A 7,374-nucleotide genomic window follows, 5' to 3' on the forward strand; every position below is an offset into this window, starting at 1 on the left:
AGTAGAACAAGGAGATCGAAGCAAATCCATCAAGAGGATGGATCACCAATCTCCCTCTCACACTCTGGCGAACGAATCCGGCGCTCCCTTGCGCTCTTCGCCAAATTCAGGCGGCTTCTCGTCGCCGTTCACAGTACGTGCTGTACACCGATGAAGCCATACGGAAGGACAACATCCCGCCATCTCTAACCGAATACACGCTCACGGTTTCGGAGCAACTCAGCGAAGGGCCGCACACGTGGACCGTGCAGGGATGCAACGCGGGCGGGACGTGCGTGCAGTCGCCAAACACGTTCACAGTCAACATCGATGGGACCGCGCCCGCGCCATTCGACTTGACCGAGCCCGCGGACAACACGTGGAAGTCGCTCAACATCGGCTTCACGTTCCAGTGGGCACCTACGAGCGACGGGTCCAGCCCAACTCCCTCGGGCCTGGCCGCATACGAGGTGCTCATCGATGGCCAGTTGCGGGCGACCCTGCCCACGACGTCAACGAGCATCGCCGCGAACGACAACCGCCTGCGACCGTACCTCGGCGACGGAAATCGCACGTGGGCGGTCCGAGCAGTCGACGGGGTCGGCAACAGCACCACAGCCGCCGGCCGCACCGTGCGCATGGACTCGACGTATCCGGTGTTCCCATCGTTCATTCCTGACCCGCCGAACAATTCGTGGACTACGGACTCGACTCCAACCGTGTGCTGGTCCCCGCCGACAGATACCGGCGGGAGTGGGGTAGGCAGCCAGCGGGTGGTGCTGGACACGTCCCAGGAATTCGACCCCGGCGCCTCGGAAACATGCTATGAATTCCCGAACGCACTCGCGAATGGCTGGCACTCGTGGTTCATTCGAGCCACAGATGCTGCAGTAAACCCCAGCTCCACGAGCACATTCTACTTCGGCGTCGACACGACGGGGCCAACCGGCCTACGGCTGAGCGGCACACCGCCGGGCACACCCGACGGCGCGAGGGTCTTCAGCAGGACCCCCACCTTGTGCTGGACGCGGCCGGCGGACGCGGGCTCCGGCCTCGATCACTACGAGCTGTACATCGACGACGAGCGCAAGCGCGACAACATTTCGCTCGGGGCGGGCAACTGCACGACCCCTCCGCAGGGACTCTCGGATGGACCACACCAGTGGTACGTCGAGGCCTTCGACAAGCTCGGCAACAAGTCGCGGTCGCTGGAGACGTTCACCGTCACTGTCGAGATCGATGCGCCGCTCCCGTTCGAGCTGATCGCACCGGAGGACGGGGCGGCAGTCGCGGAAGCCAGGCCCACATTTCGCTGGCAGGACTCGGGCGATCCGGGCTCCGGGTTGGCGCGCTACGAGGTGTCCGTCGACAACGGCGCGGGAGGCATCTGCGCGAGCCCATGTACGCCTCCGAACCCAGGGCTCTGCTGCGTTGTCCCGCCAACGCAAACCACCTTCATTCCGTCGGTCGACTTCTCCGTCGGACCACACAGCTGGTTCGTGACCGCGTTCGACAACACCGGCAAGAGCACGCAAGCCGGGCCGTGGGCCTTCAATACCGTGCCCACCCCAACCCCGACGCCGACGGGGACGCCAACAACGACGCCCACGCCAACGGCCACCCGCACAATGACACCCACCAGAACACCAACAGCAACGCCCACCAGTACGCCGACCGTGACACCGACCCGCACGCCCACGAGTACCCCTACGGCCACGGCGACCAATACGCCGACAGTCACGCCCACGAGCACACCAACGGCTACTCCGACTCAGACCCCAACGAGCACACCGACTCGGACGCCGACCAAAACCCCCACGGCGACACCGACGAGCACGCCTACGCAGACACGGACGGCCACACCAACCATGACGCCGACGCACACCTTCACTGCGACGCCGACCGACACTCCGACCGTGACGCCAACGCCGACGCCCACGGCCTCACCGACACCGCAACCCACCGACACCCCGAGCCCGACGCCAACGCCGACGGAAACCGCGCCCCCCGCAAATATATGCATCGGCGACTGTGACGACGACCTCCAGGTCACGGTCGACGAGCTGGTGAAGGGCGTCAACATCGCCCTCGGCAATGCAACACTCGCTGACTGCCCGTCTTTCGATTCCAGCGCCGACGGCGAGGTCACCGTCGACGAGCTGGTGCAAGCCGTGAACGCCGCGCTGAATGGGTGTGAGTGAAATCCGTGAGGGGCGAGGCGGAAGGGGCAAAGGAGAGCGGTCAGCCGCTCAGCCGGCGGCTGACAACGAACGATGATGGGCTTCAGCGTCGCGAAGGGCACAACCATGCGTCGACACTAAACCCGCCAGAGCCTGAGGTGCCACATCCCAGGGAAGGGAAGGAAGCTAAGAAGCTGGCGCTGGTGCGTGCAGCCTTCGCCGAGACTTTGGCCGAACAGGTGCGCATGACTCGGGGTCGCTGTGGGTGGCTAGCCCTTCAACCTATGGAACTTTCATTCACAACACCTTGCCGGTGTAACCGGCGCACGGAAGAGGCTTGATGAGGATCAAGCCGCTCCAGGCGACGGCGAAGAGCGCGCCGCGCCTGAGCGCCAAGGCGTTGAACGGCTTGACGGCGGGCAACTTAACCGGTACAGAACCTGCGTACGGAGGATTTGCCATGGAAACGACCTACACTCAAGCTCGCGCCAAGTTTGCCGCTCTTTGCGATCACGCCGCGTCGACGCTCGAAGCCGTCGTGATCCATCGCCGCGGCGCGGAGGATGTAGCTCTGGTGTCCGCGGCCGAATTGCGTAGTCTCGAGCAGGCCCTTCACGAACTTCGCTCTCCACGCAATGCTGCTCGCCTGCTTACGGCTCTCGCGCGTGCGCGCTCACGTAAGACTAAGCCGCAAAGCGTGGCCGCGTTGCGGAAGGAATTTGGACTGGAGAAGGCAAAGTAGCCCGTGACCGCCACGCGTGCATCGGTGTTCGAGGTGGAGTTTCGGGAGGACCTCCGCCACTGGATCGATACGGAACGCCGTGTTGCGCTGCGGCTCATGGACATCGTGGAATCGGTCACGCGCGACCCCTTTCAAGGGATCGGAAAGCCCGAACCCCTCAAGCACTTGGGATCGGGCATCTGGTCGCGCCGCCTCACGCAGGAGCATCGTGTCATTTACCTTGTCGAGAAGGGGGCGATTCATTTTCTCAAGGCACGCTATCACTATTGAACGAAGGGTTGTTGCGCCGTGGGTGTGCCCGCATGCGCCCCTTGTTGCCCCGGCAGTTATAAGGATTGTAAGGCGATTATAGCCCGGCCCCTTACACACAACACGTGGGGAGCACCGTCGGTGATCGGCGGTTCAGTTCAACGGGGCCTGCTTGCCGAAGCCGCGGCGCAGGCAGGCCTTTCCGCCATCCGGCGGCAACCATCACACCGTCTCGCACGACGCCCCGTCGTGCCGGATAACGGAAAAACCCTTGGAAATGCGCCTGGTGGTCGCGCTGCCTTACGAAGGCGACCGCGAGCTTTGGAAGTGGAAGTTCCGGCCTTCGGTAGTCACTTGGTCGTCGGCAATCCCGCTCAAGCGCAGAAGTTAGCGAGACGCAGCATCGACTACGGCTCTCACACCCCGTAGCGCTCGAACGGACCGAAGAACCCGTACTCGTGCAATCCGTAGCCGGCGTGCTCGCCGAGATCGAAGCGCGCGGCCGAGTCGATCAGCCCCCAAAGCCGTCCGGCCTCTTCGATCACGTCGATCTCGACGCCTTGCACCACCAGCGGCCCCTGGTACATGCCGTGGCGCCAATCGATGTCGTAGCCGTAGCCGGTCCCGATGCCGACGTGGCAATCCACCAGCGGCGTCACTTTCACTTCGAGCGGACCGCCGGGGGCTTGCGGAAAGGAAAGCACGGAGCGCTCGACCACGGCGGTGCCGGGACGCAGCACGTGCGCGTGCTCGGGCCGGCCAAGGTCCTCCGGCGGGCGCGCCGGGTCATTCCAGATCCGGACACCTTCCTGCAACTCGCGCGCGCCGTTGTTGCGCTCGTGACACATGTACAGCAGCGAGAAGTCTTTGAACTGCATCGGGGCATAGTTCCACATGCCGTCGAGCGACGGCTCCGCTTGACGGATGCCGGGATGCTCCAGCTCGCCGACCGGGCGCACGCCCCACGAGCGGTCGCGTGTGCCCCACCAGTAGTCGGGCGTGACGGTGAACTTCTCGCCGGCGACGTGCAGCGTGCCGGTCCAGCAGCCGGTCTGGGCGAAGCGCATGGTGTCGAAGAGCACGCGGCCGTGGCGGCGGACGAACATGCGCGGCTCCTGGTACGCCGGAATCGCCCCCTCCCAGCGCAAATCGCACTCGATGCCGTGCTGGTTGGAGTCGATGATGAAGCGAACGGTCTTGAGGCCGGCGATCACCTCGATGCGAAACGGGCCGACGCTGGTGTCGCGGCGATCACCGAGCGCGCGCGAGGCACGCACGACGCGATGCTTGCGGCCGTGCCGCACCAGGGCGAAAGCGTCCTGCACGCCGAGATTGGGGTACTGGCCCATGCCCATGATCATGAAGATCTCGCCGGTGCAGTTGTGCAGGTTGAAGTAGTAGCGGTCGTAGAAATTGCGGTCGCTGGTGGCGACGTGCCGAATCGGCTCGGCAATCTGGTGCAAGGGGTAGTCATCCATTGACGAGAGCATCGCAAGCTCCTTCGAGTTATGTGGCTGAGGAAGATGTCCGCATTGCCGGCGCTCACAGCTCGCGGCCTCGCTTACACTGCCCCGAGCGCCCCCATCACCGTATCAAACTCCCAGTAAGCGCGCAGCGCAACCAGCTGGCCGGCGTCGTTGATGCGGTAGGTGAACACGCCCGGCACGCTGACAGTGATGCCCATCGGTGTCTTGGTCGTGATGGTGCCGACGTTGGCCACTTCGTTGCCGCAGGCGTACGAGCGCTCGATGTCGAACCTCAGCTCGTTGGGTCCGATGTTCATGTCCCAGAAGGCAGCCAAGGCGGCCTTGCCGCGATGGCCCTTACCCTCGGGGTCGAGCGGCGACGGGCCGATCGGATCCTCAATGATCGCGTCGTCGGCGAACAAAGCCAGCCATCTCTCCTTGGCGTTGGGCGGCTTCTTGGTGACCAGTTCCATCGACTGCTGCGAAGCGGCGCGGGCCGGGTGCTCTGTGCTCATCGACAACTCTCCCTCCTACGTGGCCACGCCGCCGGCGATCCGGCCGGGCAAAGTGTGAACAAGCGTTAGCCACGCAATCGCATCCCGCTCCTATACGATGCCGGGCCGCAAAGCCAGCCAAGGCAACCTCCCCTGATTCGGCGCTAAGATCCTCGCGAGCATTCCCCGCCTCGGCGCGAGCGTGCTATGGAAGGAGACGCATGGACCCGGCCCGCCGCCGCGCGACCTACGAGGATCTCATCCAGGTCCCCGATCACCTCGTCGCCGAGATCGTCGATGGCGATCTGTACGCGACGCCACGTCCGGCCTCGCCACATGCTCGCGCAAGCTCGGCGATTGGTCAGGACCTGGCCCCCTTCGATCGCCGGCCCGGAAGCCCCGACGGCCCCGGTGGGTGGTGGATTCTCGACGAGCCTGAGCTGCACTTCGGCACTGACGTGCTGGTTCCCGATCTCGCCGGGTGGCGGCACGAGTGTATGCCGCGCGTGCCCGACGTTGCCTACTTCGAGCTTGCGCCCGATTGGGTGTGCGAAGTCGTGTCGCCCAAGACCGGGCGGCTCGACCGCGTCCGCAAGATGCCGGTCTACGCGCGCGAGCGGGTTGGCCATCTCTGGCTGGTGGATCCATCCGCGCACACGCTGGAGGTGTACCGCCTCGACGATCGGCACTGGGTGGTAGCCAGCACTTACGGCGATGCGGACCGCGCGCCCATCGAGCCGTTCAAGGCGATCGAGCTCGACCTGAGCCGGTGGTGGATCGACACGCCATCCAAGTAGCTCGCCGAGGAACCGCCCCGACGCGTTACCTCGACCACAAAGCCGCAGCTGCAGCCGCCGCTTGAGCCACTCAGTGATCTAGTCGCGCCGGCACCGCAAGCGCTCGGGATCTTCAGCGAGCAGAATCACCTCGTCGACGTACCGCCGATAGAAACGGCACCCCAACCTGCGCTTCACGAATTGGTCCAGCTCGTTGAGGTACACGTTGGCCCAGAACTGACTGGTCAGGTTTCCGATCGGCAGGCCGCAGGCGTTGTCATAGCCGAACAAGGTCTTCTGCGCCGCGATCGAATAGTGCGGCGGCGGGGCACCCGCCGCGGCCCCGCCTTGAAGCGGTAATCGGCGGTCGGATCGTGGCAGAGGATCACCGCGGTGAGCCAGCGGAGATCACGTGCCATCGGCCCTCCGCTTCCAGGTTGCTGACCTGAAACTCGCCCGCTGTCTCAGCGCCATCGCCCCACCCGCATCCCTTCCCGTGTCGCTCCCTCTCCCCGCATCTCTACGACTCCGCTCCCTCTCCCCGCATCGTCGTGCGGGGAGAGGGCTGGGGTGAGGGGTTCTGAAATCGTACGCCGGCTGCACGCTACTGGAGACGAAGAGATCACCACCGAAGTGCACGAAGAGGATTCGCTGAACAAGTGTGATCTTCGTGCTCTTGGCGTCCTTCGTGGTACCGGAAACGCACGAGCCCCTCACCCCGGCCCTCTCCCCGCAAAAAATGCGGGGAGAGGGAGGAACCTTCCCCGTTCGGCCCAGAGCCGATCACAAGCCGCCGCGCACCGCCCGAACCTTGAAGCCATTGTACTTCTGGATGTTGGGTTGGCCGTCGGCGTCCGGCCCGTCGATGGCAGCCGCCGCCGCGTCGAGGCCGGCGATCGCGTCGCTGATCTTATTCGGGTCGGTCGCCGGCGGGGTGAGCGTCGTCATCACGGCGCGCACGGCGGCAAGCCATTCGAGTGCGCGCGGGTACTGGGTCGAGATCGCCGCGCGCGCGGCACAGGTCTGCGACGCGGTGATGCAGTCGAGCCATTCGGCCAGTGAATCGACCGAGCCGTCGCCGCCGAACCAGGCGCACCAGCCGTTGAGGTCTTGCGCCTGCAACGGCTCCGTCACGCCCGCCCCGGGCCCTAGGATGTCGGCAACCGTGTGGGTGTTGTTCCCGCCCGGGACGCACTTGGCGTTGATCGAGTTGGCGAGCTTCTCGCTCAGGCTGTAATAGGCGGCGCGTGAGTCCTCGAGGTAGCGGAATTGCAGAACACAGCTCGACGCCACGGTCGCATTGAGCGGATCGTTGTCCTTGACCACCTTCGAGGCGATCGACTGCAAGCAGGTGCCGGCGGCGTTGACGTAGTTCGTCAGATACGTCTTCGCCGCGGTGCGCACCGTGCTCTGGCAGGTGTTGAGGCTGGTCTCCGGCGGCGGCGGTACCGCGCCCGCGACCCCGCTGCCCAGCAACACCGCGGCGGC

At 65.0% G+C, this 7,374-nt stretch carries 9 protein-coding genes; 4 read left to right on the top strand and 5 right to left on the bottom strand.

The features are described from left to right. Nucleotides 1-137 precede the first annotated feature (137 nt). Entirely contained in the window at nucleotides 138-2,180 is a 2,043-nt protein-coding gene (locus HY699_20760) for a hypothetical protein (GenBank protein ID MBI4518239.1), read from the top strand. Between the two features lie 276 nt (nucleotides 2,181-2,456). On the opposite strand, the gene HY699_20765 is transcribed toward HY699_20760, so the two are convergent. Then, complete coding sequence (locus HY699_20765; GenBank protein ID MBI4518240.1) at nucleotides 2,457-2,621, bottom strand: hypothetical protein; 165 nt, start codon at nucleotides 2,619-2,621, stop codon at nucleotides 2,457-2,459. Here HY699_20765 and HY699_20770 point away from each other — a divergent pair. Together HY699_20770 and HY699_20775 are read left to right on the top strand one after the other, a co-directional pair. Next, nucleotides 2,620-2,901, top strand: coding sequence for a type II toxin-antitoxin system Phd/YefM family antitoxin (locus HY699_20770; protein ID MBI4518241.1), 282 nt, complete (start codon nucleotides 2,620-2,622; stop codon nucleotides 2,899-2,901). The genes HY699_20765 and HY699_20770 overlap by 2 nt on opposite strands. A 3-nt stretch (nucleotides 2,902-2,904) precedes the next feature. Beyond that, complete coding sequence (locus HY699_20775) at nucleotides 2,905-3,171, top strand: Txe/YoeB family addiction module toxin (protein MBI4518242.1); 267 nt, start codon at nucleotides 2,905-2,907, stop codon at nucleotides 3,169-3,171. A gap of 395 nt (nucleotides 3,172-3,566) precedes the next feature. On the opposite strand, the gene HY699_20780 is transcribed toward HY699_20775, so the two are convergent. After that, nucleotides 3,567-4,640 (bottom strand): hypothetical protein, encoded by a 1,074-nt coding sequence (locus HY699_20780; protein ID MBI4518243.1) that lies wholly within the window; start codon nucleotides 4,638-4,640, stop codon nucleotides 3,567-3,569. A gap of 71 nt (nucleotides 4,641-4,711) precedes the next feature. Continuing rightward, nucleotides 4,712-5,131: a nuclear transport factor 2 family protein gene (locus HY699_20785; GenBank protein ID MBI4518244.1), complete on the bottom strand. Its 420-nt coding sequence runs from the start codon at nucleotides 5,129-5,131 to the stop codon at nucleotides 4,712-4,714. Nucleotides 5,132-5,331: 200 nt separating this feature from the next. Here HY699_20785 and HY699_20790 point away from each other — a divergent pair, with 200 nt between their 5' ends. Next, a complete protein-coding gene (locus HY699_20790) occupies nucleotides 5,332-5,907 on the top strand; it encodes a Uma2 family endonuclease (protein ID MBI4518245.1) in 576 nt (191 codons plus the stop codon). A gap of 78 nt (nucleotides 5,908-5,985) precedes the next feature. Here HY699_20790 and HY699_20795 read toward each other — a convergent pair whose 3' ends face one another. Both HY699_20795 and HY699_20800 read right to left on the bottom strand, forming a co-directional pair. Next, complete coding sequence (locus HY699_20795) at nucleotides 5,986-6,177, bottom strand: RNA-directed DNA polymerase (protein ID MBI4518246.1); 192 nt, start codon at nucleotides 6,175-6,177, stop codon at nucleotides 5,986-5,988. Between the two features lie 492 nt (nucleotides 6,178-6,669). After that, the coding region (locus HY699_20800; GenBank protein ID MBI4518247.1) for a hypothetical protein at nucleotides 6,670-7,374 on the bottom strand (705 nt) is incomplete at its 5' end.

The organism is Deltaproteobacteria bacterium, assembly GCA_016210005.1.
Lineage (GTDB): Bacteria > Desulfobacterota > Binatia > HRBIN30 > JACQVA1 > JACQVA1.

Excerpts from the sequence above, each read along its gene's own strand:
- HY699_20770 (MBI4518241.1), top strand. The coding sequence starts at position 2,620 with ATGGAAACGACCTACACTCAAGCTCGCGCCAAGTTTGCCGCTCTTTGC.
- HY699_20765 (MBI4518240.1), bottom strand. The coding sequence starts at position 2,621 with ATGGCAAATCCTCCGTACGCAGGTTCTGTACCGGTTAAGTTGCCCGCC.
- HY699_20780 (MBI4518243.1), bottom strand. The coding sequence starts at position 4,640 with ATGCTCTCGTCAATGGATGACTACCCCTTGCACCAGATTGCCGAGCCG.
- HY699_20785 (MBI4518244.1), bottom strand. The coding sequence starts at position 5,131 with ATGAGCACAGAGCACCCGGCCCGCGCCGCTTCGCAGCAGTCGATGGAA.
- HY699_20790 (MBI4518245.1), top strand. The coding sequence starts at position 5,332 with ATGGACCCGGCCCGCCGCCGCGCGACCTACGAGGATCTCATCCAGGTC.